This is a genomic window from Chryseobacterium barbadense (genome assembly GCF_042849955.1).
GTDB lineage: Bacteria > Bacteroidota > Bacteroidia > Flavobacteriales > Weeksellaceae > Chryseobacterium.
Window position 1 is genome coordinate 47067 of sequence record NZ_BAAFHL010000014.1, and the last position, 19054, is coordinate 66120.

General features: G+C 37.5%; 23 protein-coding genes. 6 read left to right on the forward strand and 17 right to left on the reverse strand.

Annotated features, from left to right (window positions below; genetic code table 11):
* The first annotated feature begins 34 nt into the window (after positions 1-34).
* Positions 35-940 carry a DMT family transporter gene (locus tag ACGHIN_RS08045; RefSeq protein WP_390452437.1) on the forward strand — a complete coding sequence of 302 codons (906 nt, stop codon included), beginning with the start codon at positions 35-37 and terminating at the stop codon, positions 938-940.
* An 82-nt stretch (positions 941-1022) separates the two neighbouring features.
* Positions 1023-1832, forward strand: a complete 810-nt coding sequence (locus ACGHIN_RS08050) for a hypothetical protein (protein ID WP_390452403.1) — start codon at positions 1023-1025, stop codon at positions 1830-1832.
* Positions 1833-2042: 210 nt separating this feature from the next.
* On the opposite strand, the gene ACGHIN_RS08055 is transcribed toward ACGHIN_RS08050, so the two are convergent.
* Entirely contained in the window at positions 2043-3155 is a 1113-nt protein-coding gene (locus ACGHIN_RS08055) for a 5-(carboxyamino)imidazole ribonucleotide synthase (RefSeq protein WP_390452404.1), read from the reverse strand.
* A gap of 20 nt (positions 3156-3175) precedes the next feature.
* Positions 3176-3724, reverse strand: a complete 549-nt coding sequence (locus ACGHIN_RS08060; protein WP_390452406.1) for a DUF1543 domain-containing protein — start codon at positions 3722-3724, stop codon at positions 3176-3178.
* 86 nt (positions 3725-3810) lie between these two features.
* Here ACGHIN_RS08060 and ACGHIN_RS08065 point away from each other — a divergent pair, with 86 nt between their 5' ends.
* Together ACGHIN_RS08065 and ACGHIN_RS08070 are read left to right on the forward strand one after the other, a co-directional pair.
* Positions 3811-4644: a sulfite exporter TauE/SafE family protein gene (locus ACGHIN_RS08065; RefSeq protein ID WP_390452408.1), complete on the forward strand. Its 834-nt coding sequence runs from the start codon at positions 3811-3813 to the stop codon at positions 4642-4644.
* Complete coding sequence (locus ACGHIN_RS08070) at positions 4641-5024, forward strand: DUF1634 domain-containing protein (protein ID WP_390452409.1); 384 nt, start codon at positions 4641-4643, stop codon at positions 5022-5024. The genes ACGHIN_RS08065 and ACGHIN_RS08070 overlap by 4 nt, the downstream gene beginning before the upstream one ends.
* 3 nt (positions 5025-5027) lie before the next feature.
* On the opposite strand, the gene gloA2 is transcribed toward ACGHIN_RS08070, so the two are convergent.
* Together gloA2 and ACGHIN_RS08080 are read right to left on the reverse strand one after the other, a co-directional pair.
* Entirely contained in the window at positions 5028-5414 is a 387-nt protein-coding gene (gloA2, locus tag ACGHIN_RS08075; protein WP_390452411.1) for an SMU1112c/YaeR family gloxylase I-like metalloprotein, read from the reverse strand.
* 2 nt (positions 5415-5416) lie between these two features.
* Entirely contained in the window at positions 5417-5866 is a 450-nt protein-coding gene (locus ACGHIN_RS08080; protein ID WP_390452412.1) for a nuclear transport factor 2 family protein, read from the reverse strand.
* A 133-nt stretch (positions 5867-5999) separates the two neighbouring features.
* Here ACGHIN_RS08080 and ACGHIN_RS08085 point away from each other — a divergent pair, with 133 nt between their 5' ends.
* Positions 6000-7082: an endonuclease/exonuclease/phosphatase family protein gene (locus tag ACGHIN_RS08085; RefSeq protein WP_390452414.1), complete on the forward strand. Its 1083-nt coding sequence runs from the start codon at positions 6000-6002 to the stop codon at positions 7080-7082.
* A 44-nt stretch (positions 7083-7126) separates the two neighbouring features.
* Here ACGHIN_RS08085 and ACGHIN_RS08090 read toward each other — a convergent pair whose 3' ends face one another.
* The 13 genes from ACGHIN_RS08090 to ACGHIN_RS08150 all read right to left on the reverse strand — a co-directional run bounded on the left by ACGHIN_RS08090 (position 7127) and on the right by ACGHIN_RS08150 (position 18065).
* Positions 7127-8185, reverse strand: coding sequence for a diphosphomevalonate decarboxylase (locus ACGHIN_RS08090; RefSeq protein WP_390452416.1), 1059 nt, complete (start codon positions 8183-8185; stop codon positions 7127-7129).
* Between the two features lie 61 nt (positions 8186-8246).
* On the reverse strand, positions 8247-10010 hold the full coding sequence (locus ACGHIN_RS08095) for an AMP-dependent synthetase/ligase (RefSeq protein ID WP_390452418.1): 1764 nt from the start codon (positions 10008-10010) through the stop codon (positions 8247-8249).
* Entirely contained in the window at positions 10011-11024 is a 1014-nt protein-coding gene (locus tag ACGHIN_RS08100; protein ID WP_390452420.1) for an NAD-dependent epimerase/dehydratase family protein, read from the reverse strand.
* A gap of 7 nt (positions 11025-11031) precedes the next feature.
* Positions 11032-11964: a BPSS1187 family protein gene (locus ACGHIN_RS08105; RefSeq protein WP_390452421.1), complete on the reverse strand. Its 933-nt coding sequence runs from the start codon at positions 11962-11964 to the stop codon at positions 11032-11034.
* An 80-nt stretch (positions 11965-12044) separates the two neighbouring features.
* Positions 12045-13055: an MvdC/MvdD family ATP grasp protein gene (locus ACGHIN_RS08110; RefSeq protein WP_390452423.1), complete on the reverse strand. Its 1011-nt coding sequence runs from the start codon at positions 13053-13055 to the stop codon at positions 12045-12047.
* The gene (locus tag ACGHIN_RS08115; protein ID WP_390452425.1) at positions 13045-14004 is read right to left on the reverse strand and encodes an MvdC/MvdD family ATP grasp protein; all 960 of its coding nucleotides are present in this window, start codon (positions 14002-14004) and stop codon (positions 13045-13047) included. Before ACGHIN_RS08115 ends, ACGHIN_RS08110 begins: the two co-directional genes overlap by 11 nt.
* Positions 14005-14096: 92 nt before the next feature.
* The gene (locus tag ACGHIN_RS08120; RefSeq protein WP_390452426.1) at positions 14097-14291 is read right to left on the reverse strand and encodes a microviridin/marinostatin family tricyclic proteinase inhibitor; all 195 of its coding nucleotides are present in this window, start codon (positions 14289-14291) and stop codon (positions 14097-14099) included.
* A gap of 30 nt (positions 14292-14321) precedes the next feature.
* Complete coding sequence (locus ACGHIN_RS08125; RefSeq protein WP_390452428.1) at positions 14322-14552, reverse strand: microviridin/marinostatin family tricyclic proteinase inhibitor; 231 nt, start codon at positions 14550-14552, stop codon at positions 14322-14324.
* Between the two features lie 5 nt (positions 14553-14557).
* Positions 14558-14689, reverse strand: a complete 132-nt coding sequence (locus ACGHIN_RS08130) for a microviridin/marinostatin family tricyclic proteinase inhibitor (RefSeq protein ID WP_147462014.1) — start codon at positions 14687-14689, stop codon at positions 14558-14560.
* Positions 14690-14807: 118 nt separating this feature from the next.
* The gene (locus ACGHIN_RS08135) at positions 14808-15593 is read right to left on the reverse strand and encodes an alpha/beta fold hydrolase (RefSeq protein ID WP_390452429.1); all 786 of its coding nucleotides are present in this window, start codon (positions 15591-15593) and stop codon (positions 14808-14810) included.
* A 3-nt stretch (positions 15594-15596) separates the two neighbouring features.
* Complete coding sequence (locus tag ACGHIN_RS08140; protein WP_390452431.1) at positions 15597-15998, reverse strand: hypothetical protein; 402 nt, start codon at positions 15996-15998, stop codon at positions 15597-15599.
* 3 nt (positions 15999-16001) lie between these two features.
* Positions 16002-16721, reverse strand: coding sequence for a pyridoxine 5'-phosphate synthase (locus tag ACGHIN_RS08145; protein ID WP_390452432.1), 720 nt, complete (start codon positions 16719-16721; stop codon positions 16002-16004).
* Between the two features lie 75 nt (positions 16722-16796).
* The gene (locus tag ACGHIN_RS08150; protein ID WP_390452434.1) at positions 16797-18065 is read right to left on the reverse strand and encodes a mechanosensitive ion channel family protein; all 1269 of its coding nucleotides are present in this window, start codon (positions 18063-18065) and stop codon (positions 16797-16799) included.
* Positions 18066-18260: 195 nt separating this feature from the next.
* Here ACGHIN_RS08150 and ACGHIN_RS08155 point away from each other — a divergent pair.
* Positions 18261-19054 (forward strand): carboxypeptidase-like regulatory domain-containing protein (locus ACGHIN_RS08155; protein WP_390452435.1); only part of this gene is annotated, 794 nt, incomplete at its 3' end.

A 19054-nucleotide genomic window follows, 5' to 3' on the forward strand; every position in this document is an offset into this window, starting at 1 on the left:
TTGGATATCTTTGCAGTACTATTTCACCCATGTTTTGAAAGATTACAAACTTACTTTTGCCATACTCACTGTAGCTATTGTCTGGGGAACTACCTTTTTATCTATCCGTATTGCGGTAGAAACCATTCCCGCCTGGTTTGTGGCCGGAATACGCCAGTTTCTTGCCGCAGTCATCATGTTTTTCGTTTTGATCTATAAAAGACAGCTTAAGTGGATCGGATGGCAGAATTTAGGATATCAGATCATTTTTTCGTTGCTGATGCTGATCATAGCTAATGGAATGACCACTGTGGCCGAAGAAACAGTTACGAGCAGTCTGACTTCCCTGATCAGTGCCTGTTCGCCAATTATGATATTTCTGGGAAGTGTGGCGCTTGGTTTGCAAAAGTTCAGTTTTAAAGCGCTGATAGGCGTTCTTATGTGTTTCAGCGGTATACTTTTCATTTTCTGGGATGGCATCCACGACTTGCAAAATCCGGATTATGCCATGGGAATCTTTTATCTTTTCATAGCGATCGCAGGATGGGCTTCAGGAACCATTTATACTAAAAAGCTGAATCTGCAAGCAGGTAATATTTCTTTAAATCTTTTTTATCAGTTTGCATTTGCCGGAATTGTGCAGATTATTTTCGCGTTTCTGTTTTCAGAAAATTACAACTTCGGAAACTGGAGCACAAGAAGTATTTCAGCAATGCTTTACCTGGCTGCTTTCGGATCTGTTGCTGCATTTTTTGCTTACCATTATGCTTTAACCAAAGTTTCTCCCGTACAGGTTTCTATTTTGGCGTACATCAATACCATTATTTCTATATTCTTAAGCTGGCTGATCCTGGATGAATATATTTCTTTTAAATTTATTGTAGCTGCTGCTTTAATTATTCTGGGAGTGTTTATCATTAATTACAATCCTGAAATGTTTAAGAAACAAAGGGTTGAGTAAATAATCGGCTGCCCCCTATCTCATCATTCAGATTGCTTCATTCCGATTTTTTTGTATTTTCGTGCATAATAACCATAGTTTCATGAGACAGATAATCACCTTCATTCTAGTTCTTACTTCGTTATGTATTTTTGGACAGGACACCCAATATTCTGACAAAGAAATTCAACAAAAATTGGACTCTATTAAAGCAGAGGGAAATTTATTATTTTCACTTGAAAATGCCTCTTGGAATTCCTCGGACCTTTTACAGGAAAATCAAAAGCTGCGAGATGCTTCAGGTCCCTATTTAACGTATAAAAATAATGATACTGTTAAAACTGTTTTTCTGAATAAAGAAAAGAATCTTGTGATTGCCGAATATGCTTTTACAAACAATTCAAAAAAACCTGTTAAAGAAGTCTTTTCATCCAGAGCTCTAAGGCAGAATGAGATTAGTCTCAAAAATATCCGTGATAAAGTTATTTCTCAGTTATCTGATCCAAAATATGAAGTGGGTGTTCCTGAAGGCTTTAGTTTAAATATCATCACTATTCCCTTTAATGAGTATTACAAAACCTATTTGATTGCAGGTGCTTCTCAGGCAGGAGTGATACCTTTTGGCAATGATTATTTATTCATTTCTGATAAGGAAGGAAATATTATTTCAAGTAAACGATTTCATTCACGGCTTATCCCTGCTTTCACTTCCGGAGAAAACGGCACCCTTACAATGGCTACTCATAGTCATTTAAGAACAACGCCATTCATAAGCGCAACAGATATCTGTACTTTCAAATTATATGCACCGTTCAGTAAGCTGGAAGAATTTTCTGTATATTCACCTGCTTTACAATGTTATATGAAGTACAATTATAAAAAAGACATCTTAGAAGTAAGCAAAAAGCCTTAAACGATGAATTTATTTTTCTAACTATTTTATCATAAACCAAATGGAAGTCCTGTCTCCAATTCGTAACACTCTCGGAGTAAAATACAACTGATTCAGATCCGGTTTCGGGATCTGAATCAGAAACCCAATTAACAGGAATTGATTATATAAAATGGGCTTCAATAAGATTTAGGAAAATAAAAAAGACCACTTCCGTGGTCTTTTTTATATTTATTCAGCGATCACTCGCACCATTTCCTTCACTTTAATTAGCTTCTCCATTAATTCTTCTCGGGAATCTGCGAGTACATTGATGTGACCCATTTTTCTACCCGGTTTGGTTTCCGTTTTACCATATAGATGGACGTAGGTTTTCGGAAGCTTTAAAACGTCTTCCATGCCTTCATACACAACTTTTCCCGCGTACCCTTCTGCACCTACCAGGTTTAACATTCCGCTATAGGTTATGGTATCTGTATCTGCCAGAGGAAGGTTCTTCACTACCCTGTACATCTGCTCAAACTGCGAATTGGCATTTCCTTCCTGGCTTTGATGGCCGGAATTGTGTAATCTCGGTGCCGTTTCGTTCACCCATACCTTTCCTTCTTTATCCAGGAATAATTCGATGGCGAATAGCCCCGGAGAATGGATTGCATTCAGGAATTTTTCCGTGATAGAATCAATTTGTTTCTGAACATCTTCTGTCAGGAAAACCGGGCAAATATTAAAGTCTAACAGGTTCAACTTCGGATCTGCAACCATTTCGGTTACCGGAAATGTTTTCGTTTCCCCGTCCTCATTTCTGGCTACAATAACAGAAAGTTCTTTGTCGATATCTACAAGACTTTCGATAACAGAAGGCTCTGTCCATAAATGCTGATAATCATCTTCCGTTCTTATGACCTGCACTCCTTTTCCGTCGTACCCTCCCGTATTCATTTTCTGTACGAACGGAAGCGGCATAATGATTTTCTCATCATTGTTCCAAACTACCTGAAATTCCGGGCTTGGAATATCATTCGCTTTATAAAATTCTTTCTGAAGAATCTTCTGTTGAATGGTTTTAATAATATTAGAATTCGGAACTACTTTTATCCCCTGGCTTTCAAGTTCAGCCAGAGCATCTGCATTCACATGCTCAATTTCTATGGTAACCACATCTTTATCCTTACCGAAATTCAGAACCGTTTCATAATCGTTGAAATTTCCCTGGGTAAAGTAAGAGATATTGTGGCATGGCGCATCAGAAGCGGGATCGAGTGTATAAAACTGGTCGTCATATTTCAATGCATTCTGTATCAGCATTCTTCCGAGTTGACCTCCTCCCAAAATTCCTATTTTCATTTTTATTGCTAGATTTATTTTTAAATTTTATCGATCTTCAGATATCCTAATCCCATTGGATTTTCCTGATTTTCCGCATTCGATTTTTCCAGTATAATAGAATACTTTTCTTTCATGACTTGCGGCAGAATATCATTCACATTGAAAATATCATCAATATCCACTCCATGCTTATCATCAATATGACTGACTGCATTCTCAAAGCCCATTGTCTGGTAAAATTCCGTTTGCTTTACTTTTTTCACGATTTCTCCCATCGAACTTCCTACCATCAGGTGCTGCTCATGAAATTCTTCAAAATATCCTTTTTTATAGCCACCCAAATTGATAAAGTATAAATGATTTTCAGAAGAGGTTTTCGTTCTTTCAGCAATTTTCACTTCATATCCGTCTGCAAACTTCACTTCCTGATAACAGTCTATATGAATTTTTCCCTCAGCCTCTTTCCAGAAATCCTTCATGTACGGAACCAGTTCTTTCAGGTTTTCCGCAATCCCGAAAAACACATCATGCTGCTCAATATTTCTTCCTTTTGGAGTTGCCCCCAGAATCATATAGAATAATTTCATATTGCTTTTTATGCCTACAAAAATACGTTAAAATTATCTTTTTTTAAAGTTTGGCAGAGAACGTCAAATAGTTTTATATTTGTAACATGTCAGAAATCATCATTCTCTTCCTTGGAGCAGTTTCGGCCGGCCTTTTAGGTTCACTTACGGGTTTGGGGGGAGGAGTTATCATTATTCCATTATTAACACTAGGTTATGGCGTTCCCATGCATTATGCGATCGGAGCTTCATTAATTTCCGTGATCGGAACTTCTTCCGGTGCTGCTGTTGCCTTCGTTAAGGAGGGATTCACCAATATGCGGATCGGAATGTTCCTGGAAATTGCCACCACGGCAGGCGCTATTGTGGGTGCTCTGGTTTCCGGAATGCTGAATCCGAATACCATCGGAATTATTTTTGCCAGCATACTTCTTCTGACCGTTATCTTAAATCTTAAAGGAAAACCCGATCATCAGGAGCCGCTCATCAAAGGAAGCCTTGAGGAAAAACTGAAATTACACGGTACTTTTCCCGATAAAGGCGGAATTATTAAAAAATATTCGGCAAGAAATACCATTCCCGGATTTTTGATGATGATGTTCGCAGGCGCCATGTCCGGTCTTTTAGGAATCGGTTCTGGTGCCTTGAAGGTTCTTGCGATGGATAATATGATGAAACTTCCGTTCAAGGTTTCTACAACTACCAGTAATTTCATGATTGGTGTAACGGCTGTTGCAGGAGCATTGATCTATTTCCAGAGAGGAGAAATCATTCCGGTCATTGTAGCACCGGTGTTGATTGGTGTTGTGGTAGGAAGCTTTATAGGATCTAAAACCTTAATGGTTTCCAAAACCAAAAAACTGAAAACCTTCTTTGCGATTGTAATCACCATTCTGTCTGTTTATATGATGTATAACGGGATAAACCAGAGTTTCAGATGAGAAAGAACTTCACCGATATTGACCTGAACCGTTCCGTTGGAAATCTTTTAAGATTAGGTGTTATTTTATCCGTGATCACTTCACTGATCGGATTTATCAAACTTTTCTTAGAGGGCTTTAAAATGCCTAAAAATTATTCTGCTTTTGATATCGGCAATTCTTCAGAAAAAGTATGGGGACAGTTCTGGAATTCTTTATGCAAAGGAGAAGGAATGGCTATTATTCAGCTGGGAATTCTTTTATTGATCTTCACTCCGCTGATGAGAATCGTTTTTGCCTTAATCGGCTATCTGAAAGAGAAAGATTATACGTATGTGATCATTTCATCCATTGTATTAGTGATCATGGCAATCAGCTTCTTTACAGGATATGCTCACTAATCTTTACACTGCATAAGACTCATAAAATTCTAGCGGTAACTGATCCGGATCCTGGGTAAAGAAAAATTCTTTGCCGGTGAATTCATCAATTCTGATCTCCTCACAGCTCAATCCTTTTTTCATTAATTCTTGCCTTTTTTCACTGATATTTTCCACAGAAAAAGCAAGATGCCTTAAACCGCATGCTTCGGGATGCGAAGGTCTTTTCGGAGGATCAGGGAAGGAAAATAATTCAATAACATAATGGTCTCCTATGGCCAGATCAAGCTTGTAAGATTTTCTTTCTTCGCGGTACACTTCACGGATGACGTTCAATCCTAAAACTTCCGTATAAAACTTTTTTGAAACCTGATAATCTGAGCAGATGATGGCTATGTGATGAATTTTCATTTTTATTTTATTTCGCGGCAGTTTTCTTTTCTTCTCGTATCAATTAAGTATTGAATTTTCCATTCATTGTTTTGTTTTACCAATTGGAAACTGTTAGCTCCACAATGAGAGAATTTCCCTTTATAATAAAACTGATACGGGGTAAAAACACTTGCCAGATTTCCGTCGGTATGTATAGCTTCTATCGTTATTCTCTCATCCAGATCATTTTTGGAAACTTTGGAAATACTGGTGATAAAATTCTGAACGTTATCGGTTTTCACTGTGCCATCTTTTGTTATAGTCTGGAAAATGGCATTTTCTGCAAAAACAGTCTTCAAAAGTTCCGGATCTGCATTTTTCATGGCCAGAAAAAGGTTTCTGACTGGCTTTTCCACTTCCTGGTTTTGAGTTGTTTGCTGTCCGAAGCAAAACGTGCTGAACAACAGTATAAGTAGGGCTATTTTATTCATTGCATTCAATTATATGACCGAATAAAAATAGAAAAAAATTGATTCAAATCCTTTATAATTAACAAAGTTTAAAGAATAAGTTATTGGGATTTTACGGAATTAATTTATTTTTATGTATTCAGATTGCAAAACTATGTGGGCTATTTATTTATTTTTAACGGTATTATTACTGCTTTTAACGGTGTTACCTAAAATCCAGCATTCACACTGGATATTCCGGGTTCCGGAATTCGGGAAGATACAGATCACTTATTTTATTGTGATCACGTTTATTTTGGGATTTTTAATTGATGCACCAGAAAACCTGTGGTATTACCAGGGCCTTTTAATGGTCATGTTTGTTCATCACGGGGTTACTCTAATCAGGTATACTCCTCTTTATCCCGTTAAAAAGCACACCCAAAAGCATCAGTCTTCCGAACATATTCATTTTATTTCTGCTAATGTATACCAGTTCAACAAAGAATATCACAGGTTTATTAATCTTATAGAAAAACATCAGCCGGAAATGTTTCTGACGATGGAAAGTAATGGTGACTGGGAAAAAGCACTGCAAGTATTGGAGAAAGATTATCCTTATCAGCATAAAGTAACTCTGGAAAATACATACGGAATGCATTTTTATTCTAAAATTGAAATTGAGAATGCAAAAACCCACTATTTTGTTGCTGATGATATTCCAAGCATTGAAATTCATCTGAAAACCAAAGATGGTTTTTCCTTTGTCTTTTTCGGGGTTCATCCTCCGCCGCCAAGCCCTACAGAGGAAGATACCTCAAAAGAAAGAGACGGCGATCTGTTGAGCACGGCAAAACGGGTAAAAGACATTCATAAACCCGTGATTGTCGTGGGTGATTTTAATAATGTGGCCTGGTCCAAATCTTCTGTTTTGTTCAGAAAAGTGAGCCATTTGATTGATCCCAGGATCGGGCGTTCATTTGTTTCCACTTTCCACGCTAAATACCGTCTGTTAAGGTTTCCAATTGATCTCATGTTCCATAGTGAGGATATTTTCATTAATCAGCTTAAAACATTGGAAAATTTTGGATCAGACCATCTGCCGGTGTATTGTGAATTCTTTATCGATCATCATAATGATGCCCAGGAAGAAAGAGTGGAAACAGCCACCTCGGAAGAAAAAGCGGAAGCTGAAGAAATGATTCGGGAAGGAAAAGAAGAGGACGGAGATAGAGATGCTGTGGTTACTGAAGATTAATTTGTAAATAAAAGAGCGGGCTAAAGCCCGCTCTTTTCATATCTTTAAAACTTCATGATGTCTTTTACTACCCCATTTTTCTGAGTATGCGGTAATAGTTCGGTTTCAATAAAGCTTTTAATTTTCTCTTCGGAACCATCATTAGGGAAAAGAAGGTGAACGTTGGCCCCTGCGTCTAGGGTAAAGAACAACGGCAAGTCTGTTTCTCTCCTGAAATCCCAGATTTTATTGATCACTTCCAGTGTTCCTGTTTTCATTAGGATAAATGCAGGATCGCTCATCATCATCATCGCATGCAAAGTAAGTGCTTCATGCTCCACTAATTGGATGAAGCTTTTCATATCTCCGTTTTTCAGGATTTCTTTCATTGGAATAAAGTTTTCTCTCGCTTCCTGAAATCTTCTTTCCGCATACGGATTGGTATTCATTAAACCATGACCTACCGTTGAGGAAACACTTTTTTGTCCTTCATGGATCAATAGGACCCAGTCATTGAAATCTTTGAAAATGGGATGGATTTCAGAATCTAGATATTTTACGGCAAACAGATCCGAGCTTCCTTCCACTTCCGCAGATTCTCCCCAAACCACCAATCCGTTGTATAAGCTCCGACATGCGCTTCCGCTTCCCAATCTTGCTAAAAAGGATGCTTTTTGCAGTGATTCTTCTTTGGAGGATCGTCCTGAAAAAACCTCATCCAGCTTCATCAGACATTTTGCAATGGCTCCGAATCCTGAAGCGGAACTGGCAATTCCCGAACTGTGAGGAAAAGTGTTTTCTGTTCTGATGATGTACTTTCCTTTTAAAACCCAGGGTAAATATTGCTCGATATTTCTGAAGTATTTTCCAATTTTTTCAGCAAATTTCACTTCTTCATTTCCTGCTAAAAAAGTTTGTACGGAAAAAGGTTCATCTGCAAAAAACTCCATTGTTGTATTTGTTTTACAATGGTTAAGGGTATAACTGATGCTTGGATTTGCAGGTATCTGGTTATTATATTTTCCCCAGTATTTGATCAGGGCAATATTGGACGGGCAACTTTCTGAAACGGTTTGTGTGCTTATCGTATAATTTTCTTTTCCTAAAAATTCTTGTGCTGTCATAGTTTATTAAAAGCATTAAAAGTATTACTGAGACTCTTTATTTCTTTCTGAACACCAGCTATTAATACATTTTCTCAATAATATCTGCATATTTTTTAAGAACTACATTTCTTTTTATTTTCAGAGTCGGAGTGATTTCGCCGGTGTTGATCTCAAACTCAGCCGGCATTAATGTAAATTTCTTCACTTTCTCGTAATCTGAAAGGTGTTCTTGCAGTTCTTTGATTTTCTCTTTATAAAATTGGATGACCTGATCATTCTTCACCGTTTCTTCCCAATTGGTGAACGGAATGTTATTTTTCTTCAGGTAATCTCTTAAAAATTCAAAATTAGGAACAATGAGAGCGGAAACAAATTGTCTTCCTTCCGCGATCAGAACAATCTGTTGAATGAAATTATTGTTGGTGAGAAGGTTTTCGATCTGTTGCGGGGCAATGTATTTTCCATTGGATGTTTTCATCAGGTCTTTGATCCTGTCTGTAATGATCAGGTTTCCTTTTTCATCAAATTTTCCCGCGTCTCCTGTTTTGAACCAGCCGTCTTCCGTAAATACGGCTTTTGTTTCCTCCGGCCTGTTATAATATCCTTTCATAATGCCGTTTCCTTTCGCCTGTATCTCATCATTTTCCCCGATACGAACCTCAACTCCCGGTAATGGTTTTCCGCTGGTTCCGTGCTCAAAATGTGTTAACGGGAAAAGCGTTAATGTAGCGGTTGTTTCCGTTAAGCCATACCCAACAGTGATGTGAATTCCTACGGATTCAAAGAATTGGGTTACTTCCGGAGATAAAGAAGCGCCACCACAAGGCAGGAACCAAAGTCTGCCACCCATTTTTTCTTTAATTTTGCTGAAAACCAGCATATCAGCAATAAATTCTTTGCTTTTCAATACAAATGGAACCGGCTGCTCATTCCTTCTTAGCTCTGCAGCTTGTCTTCCCACTTCTGTCGCCCAGTTAAAAATCTTTTTCTTTATCGGTGAACCTTCTCCGGCTTTTTCCAATACTCCGGCGTATACTTTCTGAAAAAATCTCGGGACCGCACACATCATCGTCGGCTTCACTTCTTCCAGTGCTTTGGCAATATTTTTCGGATCTTCCAAGAAGTAAACTCTTGCTCCGCCTCCTAAACAGAGCAGGCTCCAGCTTCTTTCAAAAACGTGGCTTAACGGTAAGAACGCCAATGAAAGCTCTTCTTCAAAGTTTTTAAATTTAAAAAACTCGAAATGGGCATCAAAAGCTTTCAGAAAGTTTCCGTGAGTCAGCATCACTCCTTTCGGAGTTCCGGTAGTTCCGGATGTATAGATCAAAGTGGCTACATCGTCTTCATTTTTTTTACAGATCTCAAATTCCGCTGAAGATTTGGCGATAAAGTCTTCCAGATAATAGCTGCTGAATTCTTTTTTGATCCAGACTGCTTTTTTGGAAACGATAACAGACTGAAGGCTGTTTTCTTTTTTTACGATTTCAAGACAGACATCATACTGCGCCTGATCTCCGACTAAAATTGTCTTCGCCTGAGAATCGTTAATGATATATTCTGCCTGTTCTGCATTATTGGTGGAATAAATGGGAACCGTAATGGCTCCCAATGCCATGGAGGCCAGATCAAAGATCATCCATTCCGCAGAATTATCTGAATAAATGGCTACTTTATCGTTTTCCCCGATTCCTGCATCTTTCAGTGCATTAGCTGTTTTAAACACAATTTCACCGAATTTCTTCCAGCTCAGCTCTTTCCAGCTTTCTTTCTTCTTGAAACCAATGGCTGATTTTGTAGCATGTTTTTCTACATTCCCGGTGATGATAGCCTCTACAAGATTCATTTATTTCTTCAGCTTTTTGTCGTTAATATAATTGGTAAGGTGGAATTCAACACTTTCCTGTACGGGAATGAATTGGTAATCCAGCCTTTCTTTAACTTTTTGATTGGATATGGTATTGAATGATGATACAGATTCTATATTGGACTTTGTGATCATCCTGAGTTTAGGAATCAGCCACCCGAACAATATATTGGCTAAACGGCCGATATTGAGCTGTGCTCTGGAGAGAACTTTCGGGGCTTTCAACCCTAATTTCTCCCTGATTTGTGTTCCCAATTCCAAATATCTTTTATTTTCTGCAACTGCAATGAAACGTTCTCCGAAGATATTTCTTTCCATTAATTCTACAGAAATCCTGGCTACATCTCTTACGTCCACATAGGCAGAACCGCCCGAAAACGTAAAGCCGTTTTTTTCAAAGATCTGGAAAATCTCGCCGCTGCTGTGTCCCCACCTTCCACTGGCCAAGATCATTCCGGGATTAACGATGGCTACGTTCAATCCTTCGGCGGAAGCTCTCCATACTTCCATTTCAGCCAAATGTTTGGAAATAGCATACGCAGAATGCTCTTCTTTGGGATTAAAATCCGAACTTTCATCAAGCTCTCCTTTTTCATTGAAAAGATCTAAAACGGCAACAGTGCTGATATGCAAAAACTTTTTTACTGCTGAACTTTCTATGGCATACAGTAAATTCTTTGTTCCTTCCGTATTGATGTGATACATTTCCTTATCATCTCTCGGATCAAATCCTACTTTGGCAGCACAGTGATAAATTTCTTCCACTCCGTGAAGCGCTTCCTGCAAAGACAAAATATCGTCAAAGTCAACATCCACCCATTCTATGGCATTAAAATACGCTTCAGGGGTTTCCGTATAAAATTTATACGAGCTTTTCACCTCTTCCAAATCACTTGCGGACCTCTTGGAAGCACGAACGCTTTTCCCCTGTTTAAGAAGCTCCAAAGCTACTACCCTGCCCAAAAGTCCGGTTGCCCCTGTCACAAATATCATTGATTATCTAATTTATTTTTCCACTTCCAAGCATTTTCTGCCATATGGGTTTATACACAATATTACTAATCCCTTGTGTATGGTATGGGTTCGGTTTCTGTTTCGCTTCAGGATTTTTAACAGAAGAATCTATTTTTTCATCTAAAGCAAAGATATGATCTTTTGGTATTCCCAATGCATTACATATTTCTGCTAAAGACTTAGAAGCCACCTCATCAACATGATATGTTGCATACCATTTTTCCTTCGGAGTTTTATTTTTCTTAAAATACCAGTTTGCAATTTTTTTCACCTTCGAATCTGAATAATCCCAGCCGCCGGAAAAGCTGATCACTCTGTCAATTGAATCATTTTGGGCAATAAATTCACCCATTCCTCCTCCCTGAGATTGTCCCGCAACTGCAATTTTATTCCAGTCCGGTTTACCGTTTTTCAAGTATTCTGTCCAATTTCCCTGAGGATCAGATTTTGAAAGATCCTGCAATAGTTTGATCAGTCTTGGTACAATGGCATCATGGGGTTTGTCCGGAATCAGGGAAAAACCAGGCGCTCCATACACCCGCATTCTTCTAAACTGGCTAGCGCAGTCAGGATTTGAATCCAATGTTTTTCCTATACAAACCTGCGATACTCCTGGTGTAGAAATAAATGAAAGTGCAATGGCCTTATAGCCACTTTCCAGAGCTGTATTTATAAATGGCCCGGGAACACGCTTCGTTGTCCCTCCTGTTCCTGTAAGCCACAACAAAATCTTATTGTTGTGTACTTTAGGATCATAAAAGACAATATGAGGTTCATCTGCCATCTGAACGGATTTATCCAGTTTACTCGGTTGTATTTTTATTATTTTATAGATTGTTGAATCAATAGTTTTTTGGGCAAAAATCATTCCCGAAAACCCAATTAAAACGGTCACTAAAATTCTAATACTTTTTTTCATTTTTTTGTGTGTTTAATTTCACAAATATACTATTTTAGTGAATGATAAAGAGGTTTCCGTTTAAATTTCATCCGCTTTACTCATATAACCAGGCTTTTATTATTTCTTCTCGGAACCTTGTCACACAGAACATCGGCAATGCTTTTGGAAATGAGATTATTTTCCGTAAGATTATCCAGCCAGAAAAATTCTCCTGCTGCATTAATTTCTATGAAAAAATATTCATCTTCAGGAGAAACAATCATATCTATAGCTCCATAATCCACATTGTAGACATCCAGAAGTTCGAGAATTTTAGATTCCTCCTCTGCAGGAAGTTCTGTTTTTACCCACTTATCGATCAGGTTGATGCCATCTTTCCTCCAGTCTACCTTGGCATCGTCAAACTGTTGGGAATCTACTTCAAATGCATAGATATCCTGCCCTACCACCGTAATTCTCAGTTCTTTTTTCTTTTCTATTTTTCTTTGGAATTGCATTGGACAATACGTCAGAGAATCCAGTTCTTCCAAATTTTCCTCTTTGATCTCATTGGTAAAAACCACATTTTCCACACCATCTTCATAAATGGCAAAACCGGTCTGCATTTTACCGATTACGTTAGTATGCCTGAGGATAAATTTCTTGGCTTCATCAGGACTATTGGTAATGCACGTCTCCGGTATCCTAAATCCTATTTTGTCAGCAATCTTCAACTGCTCTTCTTTGCTGTCCAGTCTCCTGTAGACACTCGGTTTTCCCAAGGAATATGCATCTATAGATTCCAAAAACCCGAAAAGGGTATTACGGACCTCCCCCATTGCCGCCCCGAGGAATTTTGGTTCCAGTTCCTCTTTTAAACCGTTTCCGATATTATAAGCTCTTCTGTACCACACCGCAGCAATATCATCCAGGCGGTATGAGTTTTCAGATGTTTCCAAAACAGTTTTCCATTCTCCATTTTGAAAAACAGAGGATAATCTGTTTTGAAGCGGGTACAGATCAACATCGAAACGGATAACTTCAAAGCCATTTTTCTCAATATATTCGGTTACTTTTTCAATAGAAAAATTATCCTGGGTATGGGTAATAATTAATATTTTATTGTTCATTGGTATATATTCTTTTAATAAGATTATCAGCTATTTTTTCTGCGATCGGAAATCCTAATTCTTTTTGCAGCATACCCCATTCTCCCTGTGGATTGACTTCCAGGAAATAATAATTCCCGTCTTTTCCTTTAATCATATCTATAGCTCCGAAAAAAAGTCCCATTTCTTTCATCATGGAAGTTAAATTATCCTGAATTTCCATAGGCAACTCATAAGAGGTCCAAAAAAAGTGCTTCCGGCTTACACGCCAGTCGGCCGTTCCGCTACTATTGATTTTTCCTGTAAAAAACTCACCGTCTACATACACAATCCTTAATTCATATTCTTTATCAATATAAGGCTGGAAGATCATAGGACAATAGGCAATATCTGAAATACATTCTAAATTATTTTCTTCTATCATAGTAGTTGAAAGGAAATGTTCCGCATTCATAGATTTGCCGAGGGCTCCATGCAATTTGGCTATAGCTTTTCCATTGCAATAGGTGTGAAAAAAATCCATAATCTTTTCTTCATCATTGGAAAATAAGGTTTCGGGAATGGTCAGATGATTTTTCCGGGCTATTTTTAATTGATATAATTTATTCGCATCAATCTTTTTTTCCCGTTCATAGGGATTCATCCATGGAATATCTTCCAGTAAAGTGAACATATTGTATTTCAGGCTTCCATACTCATTGAAGAAAATTTTTTCATAATCTTCATCCAACTCCTCCGGAATGTTTATTTTCCACGATTTTCTATGCCAGACGCCTTTGATGTCCTGTGAATGGATGGTATTACCAAATTCATCGGCTAGTTCAAAAAAGTTTTCATTGATATTTATCTTCTGAAGATGGTTTATCTGATCAGAATTTAGTCTGAAATAGGGAATATTTTTGGAGGAAAGATATTGAAAAAAGAGATCTATAGTATAAAAATCCTGTGAATGGGTAATGCAGAGAATCATGGAGAAAGTTTTTATTAAAAAAGGAAACTTAGTGCTATAAGTTTCCTTTTAAATATGATTTTGTTAATATGTTTCTATACAAACAACTCATCTTATACGGATTGTACCTCTTCATCTCCGTCAGAAGGATATTTCATGGTATGCGCCACATCGTAGGTTGGCTTGGTAACCGCGTCTCTTTCCGGAATAGTAATATCCGTTCCTCCTTTTATTTTTTGAGGTTCTTTAAGTTGTTTTTCTAAAAATGATGCGAAAAAAGGCTTTTTCTTTGAGTTCTTGTTTTTCATGATTGATCTTTGATTTGATGATTATTAAGTTTATTCAACAGCTTCATCACTGTCGGATGGATATTTCAAGGTGACATGATCTCCTCCCGGGCGGGTTACATTGTCTTCAAGGGCTGACGTAAGCGAGTCCTTAAGCACAGAAGTAACGTTATCCTGGAGGGCCGAAGTAATAGAACCTCCGCCCTGCACCTTCTCAGGTTCTTTAACTTGTTTTTCTAAAAACGAAGCAAAGAAAGGCTTTTTTGAGTTTTTCTTGTTCATTGGATTCAACTTGTTGTTGGAATATCAATATGTGGCCAAGTAATGGTATTTACCCCTCCTTTGATGGTTTGAGGATCTTTAATTTGCTTTTCCAAAAATGAAGCAAAAAGAGGCTTTTTTAATTTTTTCTTTTCCATAATGATAATATTTTTAACGATTTGATTACTCTAATGTACAAAATATTTAATATACCCAACTCCTCATTTATTGTTTTAAGAAAATTTTAACTTATTTACAAATTATGATGGAAAAAGATTAATTCAAATCTAAAAATCGCTTAACCATATCACTGAATTCTACCGGATTATCTGCCTGCACCCAGTGAGCGGCATTTTTTACAGTTAGAATTTGGGCTTTTGGAAACTGCTGTTTGATGGCAAATTCATCCTGAGGAAGAATATAATTGGATTTTTCTCCGGATATAAAAAGTGTGGGGCCATTGAAAACACCAAATTTGATGGCATTGGAAACAAATTCGTTGTATTTTTCAGACAGGGTTTTAAGATTAAATCTCCAGTTCAACTTTTTATTGTCATCCCAATACAGGTTTTTAGCCAAAAACTGAATGGTTGATTTTTCTGGAATATACTGGTTTAAAACAGCTTCCACATCGCTTCTTGAGCCCACTGTATTAAAGTCCACGCTTTCCAATGCCTTGATTACTCCCTGATGATGTGGCGGATATGCTTTAGGTGAGATATCCACTACAATTAGTTTTTCCACCTTTTCCGGATATCTGATCGCAAATTGCATCACTGCTTTCCCACCAAGAGAATGCCCCAAAACATGAGCTTTCTGAATCCCGTAATGCTCCATATAGTGAGCGATATCATCAGCAAGATCATCATGGCTCATGCTATCCGAGTGAAAACTTCGGCCGTGATTTCTAAGATCAATCAAATGAACCGGAAGCAGCTCGCCCATATCTTTACCGAAACTCCCCCAGTTATCCAGCATTCCAAACAATCCGTGAAATACCAAAAGAGGTGTCGACGAAAGGTTTTCGCCGAATATTTTTGAATGTAGTATTGTATTATCCATATTTTAATTTGAAAATGATGAGAAAAAATCTCCTATTGCCTCAAAAAATGCCCCAAAGTCAAGCCAGGAGGAATCAATGTCAATATCCGCTCCGGAAACATCAAGAGATTCGAAATCCAGGCTATCTGCTGAAATACCACTGAGCATTGCCTGTTTCATTTCAACATAATCACAAATCTCACCCGTACTTTTATGATACGCATCAAAATCGTCATGGGAAGAGAAAACAGACATAGACCAACAAGAATAATCCGTTCCCTTATACCACCTGCTTTTTTTATTTGCATTTTTGATCTCTTCCGGCTTGTAGTATTCTTTTTTACCGTAATCGTCCACAAGGATTTTTCCGATATCTCCGATATACTGTTTCTTATTTTCCGGTAATGGGGTACAAAATTCACTCATGGCCTACCAAACAGCTAATCTTTTTAAATAAGCCTGTACTGTATTTTCCAATCCCATATATAAAGCTTCTGAAATTAAGGCATGCCCAATGGAAACTTCCAGTAGATTTGGAATATTGCCGGCAAAATATTTTAGATTATCAAGGCTCAGATCATGACCTGCATTAAGTCCCAATCCGAAATCAGCAGCCACAACAGCCGTATCATAATAAGGTTTTATGGCCTGTTCTTTATTAATGAAATAATTTTTAGCGTACGCTTCGGTATATAATTCAATCCTGTCTGTTCCTGTTTTAGCTGCATACTCCACTAATTCAGGTTTTGGATCAAGAAAAATCGAAGTACGGATTCCCGCATTTTTGAATTCAGCAATTACATCCGTAAGAAAATCCAGATGCTTGATGGTATCCCAACCCGCATTGGAAGTGATCGCATCATCTGCATCAGGAACTAAAGTTACCTGTTCCGGTTTTACATCCAATACCATATCAATAAAAGGACGGTGCGGATTTCCTTCGATATTGAATTCTGTAATTACTACCGGTTTCAGGTCGTAGACATCTTTTCTGGTGATATGTCTTTCATCGGGCCTTGGGTGAATGGTAATTCCCTGACCTCCAAATTCCTGAATTTTAATTGCAGCTTCTGTTACACTCGGCATATCGCCTCCTCTGGCATTTCTTAAGGTGGCAATTTTATTAATGTTTACGCTTAGTTTTGTCATTTTATATTTAGAAGTTAGAAACCGGAAGTTAGATGTTCGAGAAGGATTTTATCTAAACTTCTGATTCCTTATTAATTATACTTTTACGCTTATCTGCATTACCTGCAGGTCAAATTCTTTGGATGCCACCAACAAATGATCGAAAATATCCGCCTGGATCTGTTCAAAATGTTCCCATTTCGAGTCGTTCGCAAAACAATAGACCTCCAAAGGCAAACCTTGGGGTGTGATGTCCAGTTGACGAACCATCATTGCTCCTTCCCTGTCTACATCAGGATCGTTTTCAATATATCTTTGGGCATAATATCTGAATACTCCGATATTGGTGAGCTGATTTCCGTTGATCACCTTATCTTTATTGGCAATACTCTCTTTTTCTTTTTTTATTTCTGTGGTTTTGGCTTCAAGATAATCTGAAATAAGATTAATTCCTTTCAGCCTTTCAATATCTTCATCACTTAAAAATTTAAAAGAATTGATATTAAAATAAATGGATTTCTTGATTCTCCTTGTATTGGATTCGGACATTACCTGAAGATTTTTGATTTCCGTAGTCAATAAATCGTAGGTAGGTATTGTTGATATTGTTTTATCAAAATTTAAAATCTTGGTGGTCAAAAGGCTTATTTCGGAAATATTTCCTTCAATATTATATTTGGGAATGCTGATCCAGTCTCCTACTTTCATGCTTTTGGATGTAGAAACATGGATACCGGTTACGAAGCCCAGGATCGTATCCCGGAAAACCAATACTAACACCGCCGTAATCGCCCCTAAGCTACCTACAATTGTTGTTCCCTTGATCCCGAAAATCACACAGATCCCAACAATAGAAAAGATGAAAATCCCTAAAATCCTTACGGTTTCAGAAATAGCATTCAGGGCCATGATCTTGTAGAAATCCTGCTTGATGGTGAAATAGTTTCTGAAAGCTGTAAGACCTCTGTAAAGCATTCCGGCGAAAATCAATACAAAACCTAAATTAATGGATCTTATAATGAATATATTGGTTTTCGGTATTGACTTAGGAGGAAATATAAAAGTATTAATACTTGCTATAATGATGATAGCAATAATATGCGCAATGGAATTCGTAATTTTAGACTGATAGATGGACTTTATTACCGGGTACTTTTTTTCGTTATGAAAAAAACGAAAAGTAAAATTGATCATGGATTTAATAAGAGTATCAACTGCTAAAAAAACAGCGATAAGTATAGCCAGTTTGATAACTGCATGAAAAACCCAGTCAAAGCCAGCCGGTGAAACCTGGCTGATATAAATATAAAGTTGCTCGCTGAGTTCCTGTATAAAATTTTTTGTTTCTTCTAGCTGATCGTTCATTGATTTTTTCCTTATAGCAAATTTATGAAATTAGTCGTTGTATTCATTAAATCCACCACAGATTATAAACTCATTATTCAATTTCAAAATATAATATATTTTAACCAATCAAAATAAAATATTTTTACATTATTTTCAAATATTTTTTATATTTGTTATACACAAACTAAAACAAACCATAAAATTTCAATCAATATGAAACAAATCAACTTTTTTCTTATTGCAGCCATGATATTTCTACTCATTGGTTGCAACAGTAATGACACTACTGAGGTGAATGAAATTACCACGCCAACAGTTCCAATGGGCAAAGTCTCCGGAAAAGTAGTCTCTAAAAATGGGGCAAAAGAAATCGGAGGTGCATTAATTTTCACTTTTGATGGAAATTCCAAAATGCATCATACCTATTCTGACGCTAATGGTGAATTTACTTTGGAAGCACCTGAAGGAGACCATACTCTCAATATCCAGACCGGCAATGGTTCCAATTTCCGGACCGAAGTGAATGTCAGCATTAAAAAAAATGAGACAACAGTATTGGATAATGCCGTCACAAAACTTAATCAGGTGGCTAGTATGGCTTATGTAAAAGGGATGTATGATGATATTGAAAGCATTGTGACGGGATTGGGATACACCTTAACGCAGATTACCTATAATGATCTGAAAGTGATGAGCACTATAGCACAATATGATGTTATTTTTCTCAACTGTGGCTCCAAACCAGGTATCACATCTGATGACCAGGCAGTGTACAACAACCTTTCTACCTTTGTAAGCAATGGTGGAAGCCTTTATGCATCAGATTGGGCTGTAGCCTATCTCACCGGTGGGGGTTCCAATTCTACGGCTTGCAATATGGCTGGAGGATTTGTTCCGGACAACAAACTTTGTTCTGTAAACAACGGAGTGTCAGGAACCATCAATAACACTACAATTTCTGATGTGAATCTGGCCAATGCTTTAGGCTTTAACACATTGAATATTCA